The organism is Edaphobacter aggregans DSM 19364, from assembly GCF_000745965.1.
GTDB lineage: Bacteria > Acidobacteriota > Terriglobia > Terriglobales > Acidobacteriaceae > Edaphobacter > Edaphobacter aggregans.
In genome coordinates this window covers 17,470-36,068 of record NZ_JQKI01000012.1, presented here as the reverse complement: position 1 = coordinate 36,068, position 18,599 = coordinate 17,470, and the positions used below count along the sequence as shown (strand labels likewise).

16 protein-coding genes are annotated in these 18,599 nt (G+C 62.7%); 10 read left to right on the top strand and 6 right to left on the bottom strand.

Annotated elements, in window-relative coordinates; translation table 11 throughout:
• Nucleotides 1-981, top strand: coding sequence for a tyrosine-type recombinase/integrase (locus tag Q363_RS05115; protein ID WP_035348386.1), 981 nt, complete (start codon nt 1-3; stop codon nt 979-981).
• On the opposite strand, the gene Q363_RS05110 is transcribed toward Q363_RS05115, so the two are convergent.
• Together Q363_RS05110 and Q363_RS05105 are read right to left on the bottom strand one after the other, a co-directional pair.
• Nucleotides 905-2,287: a two-component system sensor histidine kinase NtrB gene (locus Q363_RS05110; RefSeq protein ID WP_051978398.1), complete on the bottom strand. Its 1,383-nt coding sequence runs from the start codon at nt 2,285-2,287 to the stop codon at nt 905-907. The genes Q363_RS05115 and Q363_RS05110 overlap by 77 nt on opposite strands.
• A 161-nt stretch (nt 2,288-2,448) precedes the next feature.
• Entirely contained in the window at nt 2,449-2,775 is a 327-nt protein-coding gene (locus tag Q363_RS05105; RefSeq protein WP_035348385.1) for a rhodanese-like domain-containing protein, read from the bottom strand.
• A 218-nt stretch (nt 2,776-2,993) separates the two neighbouring features.
• Between Q363_RS05105 and Q363_RS05100 the strand changes: the two genes are divergently transcribed.
• From Q363_RS05100 to Q363_RS05090, 3 genes are read left to right on the top strand one after another with little or no spacing between them, the layout of a single operon-like run.
• Nucleotides 2,994-4,490 (top strand): sigma-54-dependent transcriptional regulator, encoded by a 1,497-nt coding sequence (locus Q363_RS05100; protein WP_051978397.1) that lies wholly within the window; start codon nt 2,994-2,996, stop codon nt 4,488-4,490.
• A gap of 2 nt (nt 4,491-4,492) precedes the next feature.
• Nucleotides 4,493-6,433, top strand: coding sequence for a sensor histidine kinase (locus tag Q363_RS05095; RefSeq protein WP_035348384.1), 1,941 nt, complete (start codon nt 4,493-4,495; stop codon nt 6,431-6,433).
• Nucleotides 6,433-7,026, top strand: a complete 594-nt coding sequence (locus Q363_RS05090) for a hypothetical protein (protein WP_035348383.1) — start codon at nt 6,433-6,435, stop codon at nt 7,024-7,026. Before Q363_RS05095 ends, Q363_RS05090 begins: the two co-directional genes overlap by 1 nt.
• Before the next feature lie 90 nt (nt 7,027-7,116).
• Here the strand turns inward: Q363_RS05090 and secA are convergent, their stop codons facing one another.
• The gene (gene secA / locus Q363_RS05085) at nt 7,117-10,119 is read right to left on the bottom strand and encodes a preprotein translocase subunit SecA (RefSeq protein ID WP_035348381.1); all 3,003 of its coding nucleotides are present in this window, start codon (nt 10,117-10,119) and stop codon (nt 7,117-7,119) included.
• Between the two features lie 119 nt (nt 10,120-10,238).
• Between secA and Q363_RS05080 the strand changes: the two genes are divergently transcribed.
• Together Q363_RS05080 and Q363_RS05075 are read left to right on the top strand one after the other, a co-directional pair.
• The gene (locus tag Q363_RS05080; RefSeq protein ID WP_035348379.1) at nt 10,239-11,273 is read left to right on the top strand and encodes a VTT domain-containing protein; all 1,035 of its coding nucleotides are present in this window, start codon (nt 10,239-10,241) and stop codon (nt 11,271-11,273) included.
• Nucleotides 11,274-11,400: 127 nt separating this feature from the next.
• Nucleotides 11,401-12,171: a bestrophin-like domain gene (locus tag Q363_RS05075; protein WP_035348377.1), complete on the top strand. Its 771-nt coding sequence runs from the start codon at nt 11,401-11,403 to the stop codon at nt 12,169-12,171.
• On the opposite strand, the gene Q363_RS05070 is transcribed toward Q363_RS05075, so the two are convergent.
• Nucleotides 12,165-13,676, bottom strand: a complete 1,512-nt coding sequence (locus Q363_RS05070; RefSeq protein WP_245632049.1) for a DHA2 family efflux MFS transporter permease subunit — start codon at nt 13,674-13,676, stop codon at nt 12,165-12,167. The two genes, Q363_RS05075 and Q363_RS05070, sit on opposite strands and share 7 nt — an antisense overlap.
• Here Q363_RS05070 and Q363_RS05065 point away from each other — a divergent pair.
• Nucleotides 13,675-14,124 (top strand): MarR family winged helix-turn-helix transcriptional regulator, encoded by a 450-nt coding sequence (locus Q363_RS05065; protein ID WP_084080055.1) that lies wholly within the window; start codon nt 13,675-13,677, stop codon nt 14,122-14,124. The two genes, Q363_RS05070 and Q363_RS05065, sit on opposite strands and share 2 nt — an antisense overlap.
• Nucleotides 14,125-14,201: 77 nt before the next feature.
• Here Q363_RS05065 and Q363_RS05060 read toward each other — a convergent pair whose 3' ends face one another.
• Entirely contained in the window at nt 14,202-14,546 is a 345-nt protein-coding gene (locus Q363_RS05060; protein ID WP_035348374.1) for a DUF488 domain-containing protein, read from the bottom strand.
• 2 nt (nt 14,547-14,548) lie between these two features.
• The gene (locus tag Q363_RS05055) at nt 14,549-14,956 is read right to left on the bottom strand and encodes a cupin domain-containing protein (protein ID WP_051978395.1); all 408 of its coding nucleotides are present in this window, start codon (nt 14,954-14,956) and stop codon (nt 14,549-14,551) included.
• Between the two features lie 139 nt (nt 14,957-15,095).
• Here Q363_RS05055 and Q363_RS05050 point away from each other — a divergent pair, with 139 nt between their 5' ends.
• The 3 genes from Q363_RS05050 to Q363_RS05040 all read left to right on the top strand — a co-directional run bounded on the left by Q363_RS05050 (nt 15,096) and on the right by Q363_RS05040 (nt 18,290).
• Nucleotides 15,096-16,493, top strand: a complete 1,398-nt coding sequence (locus tag Q363_RS05050; RefSeq protein WP_035348370.1) for a dipeptidase — start codon at nt 15,096-15,098, stop codon at nt 16,491-16,493.
• Nucleotides 16,490-17,212 carry a molybdenum cofactor guanylyltransferase gene (gene mobA / locus Q363_RS35725; protein ID WP_051978394.1) on the top strand — a complete coding sequence of 241 codons (723 nt, stop codon included), beginning with the start codon at nt 16,490-16,492 and terminating at the stop codon, nt 17,210-17,212. Before Q363_RS05050 ends, mobA begins: the two co-directional genes overlap by 4 nt.
• Before the next feature lie 67 nt (nt 17,213-17,279).
• Nucleotides 17,280-18,290: an ABC transporter ATP-binding protein gene (locus Q363_RS05040; protein ID WP_084080025.1), complete on the top strand. Its 1,011-nt coding sequence runs from the start codon at nt 17,280-17,282 to the stop codon at nt 18,288-18,290.
• The last annotated feature ends 309 nt before the right edge of the window (nt 18,291-18,599 follow it).

Sequence of the window (18,599 nt, the reverse complement as noted above, 5' to 3'; positions counted from 1 at the left end):
ATGCAAGGCGCGAGCGAGTTTCCAGGGCTGGCCGAGAGGTTTCTGGCGATGCTGGCCAATGAGCGCGGGGCCTCCGAGCACACGGTGCGGGCGTATAGGCGCGAGGTGCGGAGCTTCGCGGCTTACCTGGCCGAGGCTATGGGCGAGGACGGCCGGATCGCGGCGGTGGAGCATCTGCACATTCGCGCCTACCTCGGGGTGCTGTATCAGCGCGGATTGACGAAAGCGAGTGTGGCGAGGGCGCTGGCCGCGGTGCGGAGCTGGTTTAAGTGGCTGGCGAAGGAGGGGCTGGTCGAGCAGAATCCTGCGCTGCTGGTGAGCACGCCGAAGCTGCCGAAGCATCTGCCGCGGGTTCCGAGCGCCGAAGAGGTGAATCGCGTGCTGAACTCGCTGGAAGAGGCGAAGGGGGTGGCGAAGCGAGGCAAGGGCGCCAACGAGAACGTCGTGGCGTGGCCGGAGCGCGATCGTGTGATCTTTGAGCTGCTGTACGGCTGCGGGATTCGCAACTCGGAGCTGGTGGGGCTGAACATGGACAGCGTGAAGTGGGGTGACGACGCGATTCTGGTGCGCGGCAAGGGGCGCAAGGAGAGGCTGGTTCCGCTGGGCGATGAGGCGGCGATTGCTTTGCGGGCGTACCTTCCGGCGCGGACGGAGAGACTGATGGCGGCGGGCAAGGGAGCGCTGGTCCATGAGGGGCCGCTGGTGACGAATCTGCGCATGCGTGGAGACTGCCGGCTGACGACGAGGAGCGTGGGGAGGATCGTGAAGGCGATTGCACTAAGCCGGGGGCTGGCGGCCGATGTGCATCCGCATACGCTGCGGCATGCGTTTGGCACTCACATGCTGGAGGAGGGCGCGGACCTGCGGGCAATCCAGGAGATGCTGGGCCATGAGCGGTTGTCGACTACGCAGCGGTATACGCAGTTGACTGTTGGTCAGGTTGAGCGGGTGTATGACGAGACTCATCCTCGTGCGAAGTAGCCTGTCTGCCATCGATGGGCAGTGGCAGTTGCTGTGAGGGAGCCTGACACGGGCTGCCCGAGGCTTCGGGGAGATTGGGCAGAAAGATGGAGAAGACGGTGCCGTGGCGGTCGGGCGACTGGCTGCTTTTGACTCTGATTCGGCCCTGGTGGCGGGCGATGATCTGACTGCTGACCCAGAGCCCGAGGCCGGTGCCGGTGGCGCCCTTGGTGGTGTAGAAGGGCTCGAACAGGGCACGCTGCGTTCGCGAACTCATGCCGATGCCGGTGTCAGCGATGACGACGCGGACGCCGTGGGTGCTAGTGGCCGGGTCCACGGCCGGTCGGACGCGGGCGATAAGCCGGCCTCCATGGGGCATGGCGTCGAGCGCATTCGCGACGAGGTTGACGAGGACCTGACGGAGTTCGCCCTGGTTGCAGAAGAAAGCTGGAGTGGGGGCATAGTTCTTTTCGACGGCGACGTTGCAGGTCGAGAGGCGGCCGATGTGGAGCGAGATGGCGCTGTCGACGACGTCGGACAGGGGGGTTGTCGTGGAGCCGGGGGCTCCGCGGAAGAAGCCGAGCGTCTGGGAAGCGATATGGGAGACGCGAGTGAGTTCATGCTGGGCGAGCGTCAGGTAGCGGCGGGCCTGTTCGGGGAGGGGCTCGTGCTCGAGGAGGAAGAGGAGGTTCGTGATGGCCTCGAGCGGGTTGTTGATCTCGTGCGCGATGCTGGCGGCCATTCGGCCGGCCATGGCGAGCTTGTCGGCGTTGCGCAGGGCCTGCTCGGCCTGGCGGGTTGCTGTGATGTCGCGCGCGACCTTGGAGGAGCCAATGATGGTTCCGGACGAGTCGCGAATGGGGGAGACGGTGAGGGAGACGGCGATATCGCTGCCGTCCTTGTGGCGGCGGAGAGTCTCGTAGTGATCTACGCGCTCGCCGCGGCGAATCTTTTCGAGGCAGCGGGCCCAGTCGTCCTGACAGCTTTCCGAAGCGAGCATGGAGATGGGACGGCCAAGTATCTCTTCGGGCGTGTATCCAAAGATGTGCTGGGCGCCTTTGTTCCAGCTGGTGACGGTGCCGTTGAGGTCGTTGCTGAGGATGGCGTCGTCGGAGGACTCGACGATGGCTGCCAGAAGGGCGAGGGTCTCACCGGCTTTGCGCTCGAAGGCTGCTTCGCGGGTGTTGCGTGCTTCTTCGGGCGATTCGACGACGCCGGCCAGCTGCCACAAAGGCTCGTCGAAGGTTGTGGCCTTTTTGGAGGTATTTCGCGATCCTGCATCAGCGGTCGCCGCGGCGCGAGGATTCGCTCGGTCCAGGATGAACATACAACTCCCCCAGGGCTGCGGATACAGCACGCTTGCAGGAATCCACTCCCTGCTGTTACTTGGATGCGGGTTGCGCCGGAAAAGATAACTTCAGGTGGGCAAAGGGTAAGCAAATCCGATCCCGCCGGGCCGCTCGGCCCGGTAGAGCGGCGGCTGAAGGCTCAGTAGCGGGGAACGGCGGGATCGATGACGCGGGACCAGCGATCGATACCGCCAGCAAGCGACTGGACGTGCTCGAATCCCTGCTCGCGAAGCCACATGGTTACGGAGAGGGAACGGGCACCGTGATGGCAGAGCACGACGATGGGCTGATCGGGGTCCAGTTCCTGGTGCGCGCGCGATGCGACCTCGCCCATCGGCATCAGTAGTGATCCGGGTAGGCTGGCGGTGTTGAACTCCCAGGGCTCGCGAACGTCCAGGACCAAGGGAGGGTTAGATTGCTGCCGCTGTTGGACAAAAACCTCTGCCGTAATTTCGGGTTCAAGCATGGAATCAAGAATATCGTGGAGTAGAGCTCAAATGAGACTGCTTCGACTGTCGGTAAATGTGGTTTATTTCGCGCAAGCGATGGGAACTTGCGCTATTGGCAATGGTATCAATGGGTTAGATGGGATTGCCGGAGTTGGCGATTCCATGTCAAAGGAGGGCCTCGGAAGCGATACACTTGATAGTTCAGAGGCGTCTAAGCTAAATATCCGGCCTTGACATGCCCCTGAATGGGAAAGCAGGAGTGAATTTGGAAAAGGTTTTGATTGTCGAAGATGAGATTCACGCGCGCACGGGGTTAACCGAGCTGATTGAGAGCTGGGGGTACAAGACCGAGGGCGCAGCCGATGGCGTAGAGGGATTGGAGAAGGCGATCGCCTGGAACCCCGCCATCGTGGTGACTGATCTTAAGATGCCGCGCATGGATGGGATGGGATTGCTGGACCGTATCGCGGAGCTTCCCCAGCGCATGGCGGTGGTGATGATGACGGCGCAGGGCTCGATCGAGTCGGCCGTGGAGGCGATGCGCAAGGGCGCGTACGACTATATCCCGAAGCCGGTGGATCCTCTGCGCCTTAGGACGATTCTGCAGAACGCGAGCCGCCAGCACGACACGGATGTAGACACGGAGTTCGAGGCCACGCGGCGGCGGCAGCGCGATACGGGAATGCTTGGTCCGCTGGTGGGGATGTCGCAGAAGATGAAGGCGATCTTCTCGCTGCTCGAGCGCATCGCTCCCTCCAACGTAAGCGTGCTGGTGACCGGCGAGAGCGGCACGGGCAAGGAGCTGGTGGCGCGCGCGCTGCACGAGTTGAGCTCGCGGCGGAGCAAGCCATTTGTCGCGGTGAACTGCGCGGCGATTCCGGAGACGCTGATCGAGAGCGAGATCTTCGGCCATGAGAAGGGAGCCTTCACGGGCGCGCTGGAGCGCAGGGCAGGGTGCTTTGAGCTGGCCGAGGAGGGGACGCTGCTGCTGGACGAGATCGGCGAGATGCCTGCTGCGACGCAGGCCAAGCTGCTGCGGGTGCTCGAGGACCGCAAGCTGCGCAGGCTGGGCAGCAAGGCGGAGACTCCGGTGGACGTGCGAGTTGTCGCGGCAACGAACAAGGACCCCGAAGAGGCAGTGGCTGCCGGCGAGCTGCGCGGCGATCTGTACTACAGGCTGAACGTCTTCAACATCCAGATGCCGCCGCTTCGTGAGCACAAGGAGGACATCGAGCCGATTGCCCGGAAGATGATCGCCGACATGAACGAGCGGCACAACTGCACGGTGACGGGAATCAAGGACACGCTGCTGAAGCGGCTGGAGGAGTATTCGTGGCCGGGGAACGTCCGCGAGCTGCGCAACACGATTGAGCGGGCGACGATCATGGCGGGCTCGGGGATGCTGAGCACCGAGCACCTTCCGCCGCATTTCGGCGAGGCGGGGTTTGCCCCGGTGATGACAAAGAGCGGGCGTTTTGCGGCTGCGGTCGAGAGTGCGGTCGAGGGGTCCAGCGGGCGGCCGAGCGAGGTTGAGAAGTATCTCGAAGACCAGAACACGGTTCGCGTGGAAGTGGGCACAACGGTCGATGAGGCAGAACGTCAGCTAATCTTAAAGACGCTGATGGCGACCCATAACAACAAGACCAAAGCCGCCGAGATTCTTGGGATCAGTTCAAAGACACTGCAGAACAAGCTGAAGGAATACTCGAACAACTCTGCCCTGGTGGATTAACGATGCGTTTGAAGACGAAGCTGGTGGTATCGGCTACCGGACTAACGTTTGCGATCGTCATCATTCTTTCGTTGTTGTTCGTCGGCGAGCTGCTGCGGCAGAGGGTGGAACAGACGGCTGCTGCCAACGATGTGCTCGCGCACGAAGTCCTGTTAATGACGCGGCAGGCGGTGGAGTCGGGGCTGCGGGCCAATCCTCCTTCCGATCTGAGCGACGGGGCGCTTCACGCCGCCGTAACGGACGCTCTGCGCAACAATGATCCGCTGGACGATGTGATGAACGCGATCGTGCGCTACTCGCCAACCGTTGAGGACGTGAGCGTGACGGACGCGCGCGGAGTCACGCTGGTCAGTACCGATCCGGACGCGGTGGACCATCCGGCGAGCCATCGCACCAGCCTTGAGAGCATGCAGACGGGAAGCATTCTCTATCAGACCCGGCAGGTCTTCGGCAGACCGCAGGTCCTGGACACGGTGCAGCCGCTAGACAGGAATGGAAAGCCGTTCTTGGTGGTCCACGTCGGCGTGCGATCGACGTTTCTGAAGAACTCGTACCAGCCGTGGCTGCGCGCGGCGATCCTGTTTGCCCTGCTGGCAGCCGTGGCGGCGATGATCGCGGCGGCGCTGCTGGCGAACATCGCGCTGCGGCCGATCGAGGAGATCAGCCGGCAACTGGAGAAGCTGACGCTGCAGGCGGGTGAGATGGCCGCTCTGCCGCCGCCGCAGAACAAGTCGGACGGCGACGCTGTCGTGCGGGTGGCACGGACGATCGATCGGCTGGGCGAGCAGATGCGGACGAAGGAGGCGGGCTACACCGCTCTGCAGGCGAACCTGAACCAGATGCTGGATACGCTGCGCGATGGCGTGCTGCTGTTTACGGCGGACCAGCGCGCGGTAATGGTGTCGGACGCGGTCGCGTACTTTCTGAACCGCTCCGAGGGCGACTTGGTAGGCAGGCGGCTGGAGGAGATCTTCGAGCCGGAGACGGCTCTGGGTGCGGCGGTGCTCGAGGCCTTTGCGAGCGGTGATCAGGTGAGCTCGGAGAACGTGACGATGGAGGACGGCCGGCAAGTGCAGATCTCTCTGGACCCGATTGACGACGGGCTAGGCGGGGGCAGCATGGGAACGCTGGTGACGCTGCGCGACGTGGAGTCGATGATGCAGCTTGGCCAGGAGCTGGAGATCTCGCGCCGCCTGGCGGCGATCGGGCGGCTGACCGCAGGCGTGGGGCACGAGGTGAAGAATCCGATCAACGCCATGGTGGTGCACCTGGAGCTGCTGCGCAGCAAGCTGACTGGCGCCGGCCCGGAGGCCTTTGGCGGGGCGCAGCGCCACGTCGACATCCTGGCGAACGAGATGCAGCGGTTGGATCGTGTGGTGCAGACGCTTGCGGATTTTTCGCGGCCAATGGAGCTGAAGTTGCGGGAACACGACCTGCGCAGTGTCGTGGGCGCCGTTGTGGAACTTACCGCAGCCGAAATGCAGGAGAACAATGTGCGGGTGATCGTGGACGCCGGGGCCGAGCCTCTCGCGGTGCGCGTGGACGCAGAGCTGGTTCGCCAGGCGCTGCTGAACCTGCTGCTGAACGGAATGCAGGCCATGCCGCAGGGAGGTGCGCTGCGCATCCGGATTCGTCGCGACCACCAGTTCGGTGTTGTGGAGGTGACCGATGAAGGAGAGGGTATCGCTCCCGAGGTACTTCCGCGTATCTTTGAGCTGTACTTCACCACAAAGCCGAAGGGAAGCGGGATTGGACTGGCGATGACCTATCGCATTCTGCAGATGCACGGCGGTGCTCTGGACGTGCGGTCGAACGCCGATCCTCTCGCCATGGACCGGGGCACGACTTTTACTCTGCGGCTGCCCGTTGCGGCAGGCGCCGGGGAACCAAGAAAGATTGCGGCCGGCGCGGCCGGCCGCAGAAGCGTAGGAGAGCACGTCTGATGCGGACTGGTGCGTGGGCAACAAAGGCGAAGGCGGCAGTGTGGTGGGTCGGGCTGACCGGCACGCTTACGCTGGGCTTGAGCGGTTGTCGGCACAAGCCGGTATTGCCCGCGCTGCCGCCGATTACGCAGCCAATGGAGCTGGCCACGGTGCCTCCCCCGGCCACGCCGCCGATGATCGAGACGCCGCAGGTGAAGCTGCCTCCGGTCCCGGTTGCCACCGGAGCGCATCCCCGGACGTCGCGGCGGAGGAGAAGCCCGGCCGTTGTAAGCGCACCGGCCTCTTCTCCGGCGGCCGATCCTCCCGCGGAGGCTCCGGCCCAGACTGCTGCTGAAGTCACCGCGATCGGTGCACTCTCCTCCGGGGGAGACTCGAACTCCCACGCTCAGCAGGAAGCGGCCGATCTGATCGGTTCCATCGACAAGCGCCTGAGCGCTCTGCCCGCGCAGAAGGCGGAGGCGGAGAAGGCGCAGATCAGCAAGGTCAGGAACTTTCAGCGGCAGGCCCAGGAGGCGCTGACCTCGGGCGATCTTGAGGGGGCAAAGACCCTGGCTACCAAGGCGAAGCTCTTGCTCGACGACCTGGAGAAGTAACGGACTAACGGATTGCAGAAGCAACCCGCAAGAAAAGAGCGGCAGCGCCCATGGGCTCTGCCGCTCTTTCGTCGCTGATGTTCCGATCGACTAGGCGTCGGCTCCGTGGCACTTTTTGAACTTCTTGCCGGAGCCGCATGGGCAGGGATCGTTGCGTCCGACCTTTTCTCCGGTAACGCGAGGTGCAGTTCCGTTGGTCGCTGTCGCGGTGCCGACGGCGCGCGCCTGGTCGAGCTCGCGCTGTTTCTTGCGCTGGAACTCGCGCTCGAGCTCGTCGATAGTGGTCGAGGGTGCACGCGTGGGAATGGGAACGGCAGGGTGGTGCTCCGGTGCGCTCTGCGTAGGAGCAGGCACAGGAGCGGACGAAGCAAGCGCGGGCGGCTGGCTGGCTGCCGGCGGCGCTCCACCTGGGAAGCCGGCGGGAAGCTGATCCAGACTCTCGATGGGCGTGCCGTCGGGACCGATGATCTGCATGCGGAAGAGATGACGCGCGGTGTCCTCCTGGAAGCGGAGCATCATTGCCTCGAACATCTCGAAGGACTCCTTCTTGTAGGCGACCAGCGGGTCCTGCTGGGCGTAGCCGCGCAGTCCGATGCCCTCCTTGAGGTGGTCCATCTGGAGGAGATGATCTTTCCAGAGGCCGTCGAGCACGCTGAGCATGACGACTCGTTCGTGGTAGCGCATGGCCTGCTCGCCGAGGATCGTCTCCTTGATCTCGTAGCGTGCGCGCAGCTTCTCGAAGATGGCCTCACCGAGCTCGTGGCGGTTGAGGCTCGTGACGTCGATCTCCTTCTCGAGGTGCACGCCGAACTGGTCGTAGAGCTGCGAGAAGATCGCTTCGGTCTTCCACTCGTCGGGGTGCGCCTTCTCGGGAGCGTTCTCGTCGAGGATGTTCGAGAGGATGGTCGAGAGGTAGTCGTCGGTGATGAGCTGCTTCTGGTCGACGCCCTCCATCAGCTGTTTGCGCAGGCCGTAGACGGCCTCACGCTGCTTGTTCATGACGTCGTCGTACTCGAGGACGTGCTTGCGGGACTCGAAGTTCTGCGTCTCGACAGCCTTCTGCGCGGCCTCGATGCGGCGGGAGATCATGCCGGACTCGATAGGCACGCCCTCTTCCATGCCGAGGCGCTGGAGCAGGGTCGAGACCCACTCGCGCGCGAAGATGCGCATGAGGTCGTCTTCGAGCGAGAGGTAGAAGCGCGAGGCTCCGGGGTCGCCCTGGCGTCCGGCGCGTCCGCGAAGCTGGTTGTCGACGCGGCGTGATTCGTGGCGCTCGGTGCCGATGATGTGCAGACCACCGGCGGCGACGACGGCTTCGTGCTCCTTCTGGGCAGCGCTGGAGTGCGCGGCCACGGCGGCATCCCAGGCTTCTTGTGTGGTCTCGAACTCCTGCGACTGGTAATAGAAGCGGTACATGCCAGGACCAGCGACGGGGGAGATGGCTCCCTCGGCGGCGGAGACGGCGCGTGCCTGAGACTTGCGCACGAGGTCCTGGCGGGCCATAAAGTCAGGGTTGCCACCGAGCAGGATGTCGGTACCGCGGCCGGCCATGTTGGTGGCGATGGTGACCATGCCCAGGCGGCCCGCCTGCGCGACGATCTCGGCCTCCTTCTCATGGAACTTCGCGTTGAGAACGACGTGGCGGACGCCCTTGCGCTTGAGGATCTCGGAGAGCAGCTCGGACTTCTCGATGCTGGTGGTTCCGACCAGCACGGGCTGACGCGCTTCGTGGAGGCGGGTGATCTCGTCGGCGACGGCGAAGTACTTCTCCTTCGCGGTGCGGTAGACGACGTCGGCGTTTTCGATGCGCAGCATCGGGCGGTTCGTCGGGATGACGACGATGTCGAGCTTGTAGATCTTGTCGAACTCCGCGGCCTCGGTCTCGGCGGTGCCGGTCATGCCCGAGAGCTTCTTGTACATGCGGAAGTAGTTCTGGAAGGTGATCGTCGCCAGCGTCTGGTCTTCCTTGCGGATGGCGACGCCTTCCTTGGCCTCGACGGCCTGGTGGAGGCCATCGGACCAGCGGCGGCCTGGCATCAGGCGGCCCGTGAACTCATCGACGATGATGACCTCGCCGTCCTTCACCACGTACTCGACGTCGCGCTTGTACAGCGAGTGGGCCTTGATGGCGGTCTCGACGTGATGCTTGAGGTCCCAGTTCTCAGGGTCGGCGATGTTGCCGATGCCGAGCAGCTTCTCGATCTTCTCCCAGCCATCGTCGGTGACGGTGATGGCGCGGGTCTTCTCGTCGACGACGTAGTCACCGGTCCATGTCTTGGTCTCGAGAGTCTCGACGAGTTCGCCCAGCTCGAGTTGGGGGAGGAGGACGTTGACGCGGACGTACTTGTCAGTGGTCTGGTCGGTGGGGCCGGAGATAATGAGCGGCGTGCGGGCCTCGTCGATGAGGATCGAGTCCACCTCGTCGACGATGCAGTAGTGGTGGCCGCGCTGCACCTGGTCGGCCAGCTCGAACTTCATGTTGTCACGCAGGTAGTCGAAGCCGAACTCGTTGTTGGTCCCGTAGGTGATCTCGGCGGCGTAGGCCTCGCGGCGCTGCTGGTCGTCGAGGTCGTGCACGATGACGCCGACGGAGAGCCCGAGGAAGCCGTAGATCTTGCCCATCCACTCGGCGTCGCGCTTGGCCAGATAGTCGTTGACGGTGACGACGTGGACGCCGCGGCCGGCGAGCGCGTTGAGGTAGCAGGGAAGCGTGGCAACGAGCGTCTTGCCTTCGCCGGTCTTCATCTCGGAGATCTTGCCGGAGTGCAGGACGATGCCGCCGATCAGCTGCACGTCGAAGTGGCGCATGTGGACGACGCGGCGGCCAGCCTCGCGGACGACGGCGAAGGCCTCGGGAAGAATGGCATCGAGCGCGGCCTTCTCGGCCGCATTGCGCTCGTCGGCGTCTTCGATCCCGGCAACGGCGTCGGCGACCCGCTTGCGGAACTCGGCAGTCTTGTCGCGCAGCTGCTCGTCGGTGAGCGCCTGCGTGGCCGGCTCGAGGGAGTTGATCTGGGCCACGATCGGCATCAGGCGCTTGACCGCGCGTTCGTTACTGGTTCCAAAGACTTTAGCTATGACTGAGTTGAGCAAAACCGGTGTCCTTCGTAGGAGCGCATTTCTACCAGCTATCAGTGTAAACGGTTCCGGTGAAGCGCGGAATTCTAAGTTCCTCGGAGGAGTGGCACTATTATGGGACATATGAGTAGGGAATGACCGGCGCGTTTGAACTGACCTATACGGGAATCGGGGTGGCTGTTTTCGCGCGCCAGCTATGTCTGCCGGTGCCTGCGATTGTCATTCTGATTGCGGCCGGAGCCCTTTCGGGTCATAACCACCTGAATCCAGCCATCGTTGTGCTGGCCGGCATCCTGGGATGTCTGGGAGGCGACGGCGTGTGGTTCTGGCTGGGGCGTCACTGGGGCAACCGGGTGGTCCGCATGATCTGTCGCCTGACGTCGGACCCGCGAGGATCTTATGCAAAGGCGAACAAACTCTTTCAGCGGTGGGGGCTTCGGGTCCTCCTCGTGGCGAAGTTTATCCCGGTCGTCGATGGAGTAAGTCCTCCACTGGCCGGAGCAGAAGGAGTTACGGTTCAGCGATTTCTCCTATTCGACGCTGGTGGCGGTTTTCTATGGTCGGCAGCATACGTCCTCCTCGGAGTGGTATTTGCCGATCAACTGGACCGTGTGATCGACGCGGCACAGAGACTTGGTACCATCCTGGGAGTTCTGATTGGGGTACCGCTGCTTTCCTATATCGTTTGGCGGGCATTTGTACTGGTTCAGATGATGCGGTATCTGAAGCGACACCGCATCACTCCAGCCCTGCTGAATCGCAGGTTAGAGGCCGGCGAGAAGATTGCGGTGATCGACCTGTTGGGTCTTGAGGATGGGACAGAACAGGCCCCCGGGATTCCGGGAGCGGTCCGTCTGGACCCGGTGGGGCTGCGCGGGACCCGGCACATGACGGTTCCCGATGATGTGAGCATGGTGCTGTACTGTTCGTCGCGAGACCAATTTACCAGCGCGCGCGTGGCTGTGGCTTTGCGACGCCGGGGTGCAAAGAGAGTCTGGATTCTGGATGGCGGGCTGAAGGGTTGGCAAGATCAGGGATTCAGTGTCACAACGGAGTTATCCACCCCACAGCAGGTTGCGGCTCGCCTTGGGATCGACCTGCGTCTCTCCAGGAATGGTGCGTCAGCCGCCCCGGCGCCCGGCGATTCGACAAATCAATCCGCATACTGACACATCGGCAGATCGTCGGTTAGTCTCCAGACAAAGGAACGGTCTTTCGCAGCCGTAAAAGGACTGCTCGCCTTCCTGCCTTATCCGTCGTACTCTGGCTCACAACTCAAAACGCAGGTCTTTCGTGATGCTGAGTTCGATCCAGAGTGCTCTCGTGGTCCTCTTTTCCGTCGCTGCCGCGTTGCTGCTGGTAGTGGTGCTGAACCGGCTGTGGCCGAGCGACAATCGCAAGCTGCTCAACGACGTCACCGGATGGCAGCTCGGCGTGCTCGGCACTACCTACGGTGTCATCCTGGGCTTCATGCTCTACACCGTATGGGAGGGTTTTCGCGCGGCTCAGATCGACGCAAACCTGAAAGCTACTTCAATGATGAACGTGTACCGCCTGGCCGACGGGCTGCCGTCTCCTCAAAGAGAGTCCATGCAGGAACTGGCCAGAAAATACGAGACTACCGTCGTGGAACAGGAGTGGCCGGCGATGCAGCACCAGATCGAAGATCGCGCCGCCAGCGTGGTCCTGGGCAGCATGTGGAAGGTCCTTGCCACGGTCCGCGTCGATTCGATGGCCATGGCAAACAGCGTCGATCACATTCAGTACGCCATGAGTAATCTCGCCGAGCGACGCAACATGCGCGATCAGCAGCGCACCAACCAGCTCCCGGCACTGCTCTGGGTGCTGCTGATTCTCGGTGGCCTGGCAACGATCGTCTCGTCCTGCCTTCTCGGCAATGACAAGCAGTGGCTGCACTACTGCCAGGTAGGTGCGCTTACGTTCGTCATCATCACCGCGCTGGCAGGCATCGCCGATCTCGCCCGGCCCTATCAGGGAGCAGTTGCCGTGGAGCCCTCAGCGTTCGTTCGCGCTTTGCAGTCGATGAAACAGGAGCCGGCTCAGTGACCCATCGCCTCGGGATCGAGCTTCGCGCCCTTCTGGGGCAGGCGCATCACGAAGGGCAGGGGGACCAGGCACAGGATGATCACCGAAAGGACGAAAAAGGCGTTCTTGTAGCTCAGCATCGAGGCCTGGCGCAGCATGTCCTGATGGGTGCGCCCGAGCGCCAGTATCGATGCCTGCGCCGACGACATGCCGTGCGCCATCAGCCGGCCCTTCACCCGCCCGATATGGCTCTCGTACGCGAAGCTGCCCGGAATCACATTCGCTGCCAGCGCCACCTGATGGACCTGCGAGCTGCGTGAGATGTAGGTCGTCAGCAGTGCAGTGCCTACGCTGCCGCCCAGATTGCGAGCGAAGTTAGACAGGCTCGAGATCTGGTTGGTCTTGTTCGCCGGAACGCCCACGTAATTCAACGTGCTGATCGGGATGAAGACGAAGGGCAGGCCGATGACCTGGAGCGCGCGCCACAGCGTCACGGTTCCGAAGGCTGTATTCAGGTCGAGCCGCGTGAGATTGTAGATTCCGGCTGCCGTTGCGACGTAACCGAGGGCGACCATCACGCGCGGATCGCCCTTGCCGAGCGTGCGGCCGGCGACCCCCATCAGGATCATCATGACGAAGCCGGCCGGCGAGAGCACCATGCCGGCACGCTCGGCTGTGTAGCCCAGCAGCACCTGAAGATATTGCGGGATCAGCACCGTCGAGCCGAAGAGCACCATGCCGAGGATCAACTGCAGGAAGATCGCTGTGCCGAAGTTGCGGTTCTTCAGCAGCTTCAGGTCGACGATGGGGTGCGAATGATTCCACTCCCATACGGCGAAGACGATCAGGGTGAGCGCCGCCAGGATGGCGAACGTGACGATCATCGAGGAACCAAACCAGTCCTTCTGCTGCCCCTTGTCGAGGGTGAACTCGAGAAAACCGACGCCGACTGCGACGAGGCCCAGGCCGAAGAAGTCGACCTTCTCGTTGCGCGCCTCCTTCATCCGGGCCTTCAGGTGCGGAAAATCTTCGACCATGCGGTTCGAGAGGTAGAGCGACAGCAGACCGATGGGAAGATTGATGAAGAAGATCCAGTGCCAGTTGAAGTTGTCGGTGATCCAGCCGCCGAGAGTAGGACCAATGGCCGGTGCGACGACGACGGCCATGCCGTAGACCGCGAAGGCCTGGCCGCGTTTTTCGATGGGAAACGTGTCGGCAAGGATGGCCTGTTCGCTGGGGGCCAGACCTCCGCCTCCTGCGCCCTGCAGGATGCGCGCAAAGACGAGGAAGGGAAGCGACTGCGCAACGCCGCAGAGCAGCGAGCATATGGTGAAGAGCGCGACGCAGGTCATGTAGAAGCGCTTGCGGCCGAAGCGGTTGGAGAGCCAGCCGGAGATGGGCAGCACGATGGCGCTCGAGACCAGGTAGCTGGTCAGCACCCACGTCGCCTCCTCCTGGCTCGCCCCCAGCGTCCCGGCGATGTGGGGCAGCGCGACGTTGGCGATCGAGGTGTCAAGAACCTCCATGAAGGTCGCCAGCGTCACCGTCAACGCCACCGCCCATGGATTGTGGTGGGGCCTCCATGCTGCGGGAGTCAGGCCGGGTCGCCCGCAGGGCGTAACCTTGGCCCAGCTGCAAGTCCTGTTCGCGGTGCGTGCTCAGCCCCGAAGCTCGGGAGCCCAGATCGCCCGTACCTGCCACATTACGCCGCAGACGGTGCAATCTCTGCTGAAACATCTGGAGAAGCGTGGGCTGATCGTTCGCGGGAAGGACCCTGTCAACGACCGCATCGTGACCACGAGCCTTACGGCTGCGGGCGAGCGGCTGGCGGAGTCGATCGAGAAGAGCTCGCTGCCCCTACATCGCAAGCTGTGGCAGGGGGTCACAGACCGCGAACTCGATCAACTGAACGATGTGCTTGCGCGCTGTCTCGCCAACCTCGGCTCTGAAGGACCAGGAACTGCCCGCTCGTAAGCCGCTCGTGCGTGCATGGAATCGGAGCCTGACGTAGTCGGCGATCCAGTTTCCGTCGCAACCGCACAGGATGGGTCTCAGTGGGTAAGAAGTTCCAGTAGAACAATAGCCTCATTGTGCTGTTCGTCCCGTGCGCCGTAGAGCAGGGTAGCTGGGCCCTTACCGATGGCTTCCTTCAGGCGTTTCACGTCCCCGCTATTGTGCTTCAGCTCGCCGCGGTAGCGTGCTTTGAACTCGGTCCATTTCGGAGGATCGTGGGCGAACCATTTGCGAAGCTTGTCGCTGGGCGCGACTTCTTTCAACCAGAGGTCGACGCGGGCTTTCTCCTTCGACAGGCCGCGCGGCCACAGCCGGTCGACGAGGATTCGCGTCCCATCATTCTCGTCGGGCTCTTCGTAGACACGCTTGATCTTCAGCTTCATTCCTAGGTGCCGTAGCCGCGATGCTCCATGGCCAGCAGCTCCTGTGCGCTCGGCCAGGAGATCGTCAACAGAAAGGCCGAGTCTTCGGCGGCCTCGACCTCGTGCTTGATGGAGGGGCCGAGCGTGATAAGGCTTCCGGTGGGAAGATCGTGAACCTTGCCGAGCGCGATGAAGCGAATTCGTCCCTTCAGCACCTGCACAGAGATGGTGCCGTCTGCGTGATGCTCCTTCATCTTTGAGCCCGGCTCCATGGTGATCAGCACGGTTCGGAAGTCTGCCTTCTTGAAGAGCATCTTCGCGAAGTGTCCGGCCTGCCAGGGCTTCTTGCTCTCCGAGTCGGCGATCTCGCGATTGAGATCGAAGTGGACGAGGTCGTCGATCATGTTGCCGTCATCTCTCGATGTGGTCATCGGGCTCAGTCCTCCGTTCGCGCCACATCGTACGCCTTCCGGCGTCTGAATGCATCCCGGCGCAGGCGTGCGGGCGGTTGCATATACTTGGATTCGCGCACGCGTCCACCAATAGCGCGGAGAAGAAGGAGCAAGAGGCATGGTAGAAAACAAGGCGGCGATCGAGTTTGGCAGACAGAACGGCGAGAGATTTGTCGAGGAGCTGAAGGAGCTTCTGCGAATCCCATCCATCTCGACGCTTCCCGAGCACGCGGCAGACGTTCGCCGCGCCGCCGAGTTTGTGGCCGCAGAGCTTCGCCGCATCGGCATGGAGAACGTCCGGCTGATCGAGACGAAGACGCCGGAGCACCCAGGCGGCCACCCTCTCGTCTATGCCGACTGGCTTCATGCGGAGGGCAGGCCGACGGTGCTCTGCTACGGCCACTACGACGTGCAGCCCGCCGAGCCGCTCAATGAGTGGACGACGCCGCCCTTCGATCCGACCGAGCGCAACGGCAATCTCTACGCTCGCGGCGCAGTCGACGACAAGGGCCAGATGTGGATGCACGTCAAGGCGCTCGAGTCGCTCTTTGCAGCGAACGACGGCAAGCTGCCGGTGAATGTGCGCGTGATCATCGAAGGTGAGGAGGAGGTAGGCGGAGAGGGAATTGCGCGCTTCGTCCGCGAGCACGGCGATCAGCTTCGCGCCGATGTCGCGCTCGTTAGCGACACCGAGATGTTTGCGCCTGAACTTCCAACGCTCTGTGTCGGATTGCGCGGCATGATCTACACGGAGATCGAGGTGCGCGGCGCGCGGACCGATCTGCACTCCGGAATGTACGGCGGCGCAGCGCCGAATCCCTTTGTCGCGCTTGCCCAGATCATCGCGAAGCTGAAGGACGACAACGGGCGCGTTCTCATCCCCGGCTTCTACGACAAGGTCGCCACGCCCACAGCAGACGAGCTCAAGGCATGGAAGGCACTGCCGTTCGACGAGGAACATTATCGCGAGACTGAGGTTGGATCGCGCGAACTCACCGGCGAGGCGGGCTACAGTGTGCTCGAGCGCACGTGGGCTCGACCTACGCTGGATGTGCATGGGATGCCGGGCGGCTTTGTCGGCGCGGGCGCCAAGACGGTGATACCGGCAAAGGCGTTGGCAAAGGTCAGCATGCGCCTGGTGCCCGACCAGACCCCGGCGGAGACGTTCGTGAAGTACAAGGCCTACGTCGAATCGATTGTGCCGCGTGGCGTTGAGGTGACGGTGCGGATGATTCATTCGGGCGACCCGATCGTCGTCTCGACCGACAACCCTTACGTGCAGGCGGCCACGGGAGCGATGCGCGAGGTCTTCGGCACGGAGACGGTCTTCGTGCGCGGCGGCGGCTCGATTCCCATCGTCGGCGATTTTGTGCGCGAGTTGAAGATTCCGACGCTGATGATGGGCTTCGGTCTGCCCGACGATAACCTGCATGCACCCAATGAGAAGTTTCACCTCGCGAACTTCCATCGCGGCATCGAGTCGATCGTGCGCTTCTTCGCCGCAGTGAGTGCATGATGCCGGAGCTGCGCGAGGAGCGCCTTGTTGGAGGCTATGTGCTGGCGGGGGGGCGCAGCACGCGCATGGGGCGCGACAAGGCGCTGCTCCAACTCGGAGGAGAGCCGCTGGTGCAGCATGCTGTTCGCAAGCTGAGACGGCTAACCGGTGAGGTCCACATCCTCAGCGACCGTCCCGAGCTGGCGGAGTTTGCGCCGCTCGTTCCGGATCTGCATCCGGGCTGCGGTCCGGTGAGTGGAATGGAGGCAGCGCTTGCGCATTCGCGTTGCGATTGGACGCTTGTGCTTCCCGTCGACATGCCGTTTCTTCCGGCCATTCTGCTGGAGCGATGGATGCGCAGCGTTGTGGAGCTGCCCAAGGCGCGCGCGGCGCTGTTTACCGTCGAGGGTCTCGCCCAGGCGGCGCTCTGCCTTCTGCATCGGGAGCTTGCGCCGTTTGTGAGAACCGCAGTCGAACAGAGGACGTTCAAGCTCTATACGGTGTTTGAAGCGGCCGCAGTAGAACTTGCGCTGAAGCAGGGCGCGCATGTCCGCGAGGTGCTGCTGAACCGGGAGTGGGACGATCGAGCCGGGATCGCCCTGTCCGCGGGCGAGTCTGGCGGCGATCCGTGGACCCTTAGCGAGGCTCAGCAGCGCGCGCGGCATCTCTGGTTTGCGAACCTGAATACGCCTGAGGAGTTCGCCGAGGCGGAGCGGCACGTGGACGCACTCGATACCTGAGTGGCGGACCGGCCGTACTCTCTTTTCGCGTGAGATGGGACAATAGCGGTGAAAGGATTGGATCAGCATGGACGAGTCCCGGGACAACGTGAACGAGAAGGAGCCGGTGAGGCATCCTGACGGGCGCAACAAACGCGACACGGTCGAGAAGAATGGCCCCGACGCCTCCGGGCACGTCTCCGATGGTCAGCTTGACCAGCCCGAGGAGAGTTCGCTTACGGCCGATGTCTCGGCCGACGTGGCGCCTGCCGTCGAGGAGTTTATGGACCAGGCGGCGCAACAGAATGAGGCAGCGAATGGTGCTGTGCCCGAGGTCCGCGACAAACCCGGTTCCTATATCTCCTTCGAGCATGTCTCTAAGTCCTTTGGCAGCCTTGTCGTGCTTGAGGACGTCAGCTTCTGCGTGCTTCCGGGCGAAACGCTGTGCATTCTCGGACGCAGCGGCGTCGGCAAGTCCGTCTCGCTGCAGATGCTGATGGGTTTTCTGAAGCCCGACAGCGGAATCATCCGGGTGGCCGGCGACGACATTACCGGTTATGACGAACGGCAGATGCAGGAGGTCCGGCGCAAGGTAACGATGGTCTTCCAGAACGGCGCTCTCTTCGATTCCATCACGGTCGGCGAGAACGTTGCCTTTCCTCTACGCGAGCGTGGGGACCTGGTAGAGGAGCAGATCCTGCAGGTAGTCAAAGGACTACTTGAGATGGTCGGCGTCGCCGGAATGGAGAACCTGCTGCCTTCCGATCTCTCGACCGGCATGAAGCGCTCGATTGCCATCGCCCGCGCGCTGGCGGCGCAGCCCGAGGCTGTTCTTTACGATGAGCCGACCACGATGGTGGATCCGCTGATGGCGCACCTTCTCGGCGACCTCATCGAGCGACTCAAGCAGCAGCTTCACCTGACGAGCATCGTCGTAACACACGACATGCGGTTCGCGAAGAAGCTGGCCGATCGCGTTGTCTTTCTCCATGCCGGCAGGGCTCACTTCTTCGGCACCATGGAGGAGATGGAGCGCAGTGACGACCCGGTTCTCAAGGAGTTCCTCTTACTCGATGAGCTCGTGATGCCGACTGTTTGAAGGGGAATCCGTTTGGTTACAGGGGCATAGTTCCCCATTTTAAATAGTCATACCAGCAACCACAGTGCGCCGCCATCACACCTTTGTGGAATCGTGTAGATAGATTAGTTTCCTCTATAAAGATTGTGAGTGCCCCGGTTGCATTATTCAAATGCCACCGGATATTCTGCAACTAGCTAACAGGTTGTACATGCTGCATTAGTAATCGCGAGCAACCTTCGCGTAGCGAATAGTGGCGAATTGCAAAACTGTGTTTTTGTTTGGGGAGCGCCTGCCGTCGCAGCGGTACGTCTCAACCAATCTTTCAAG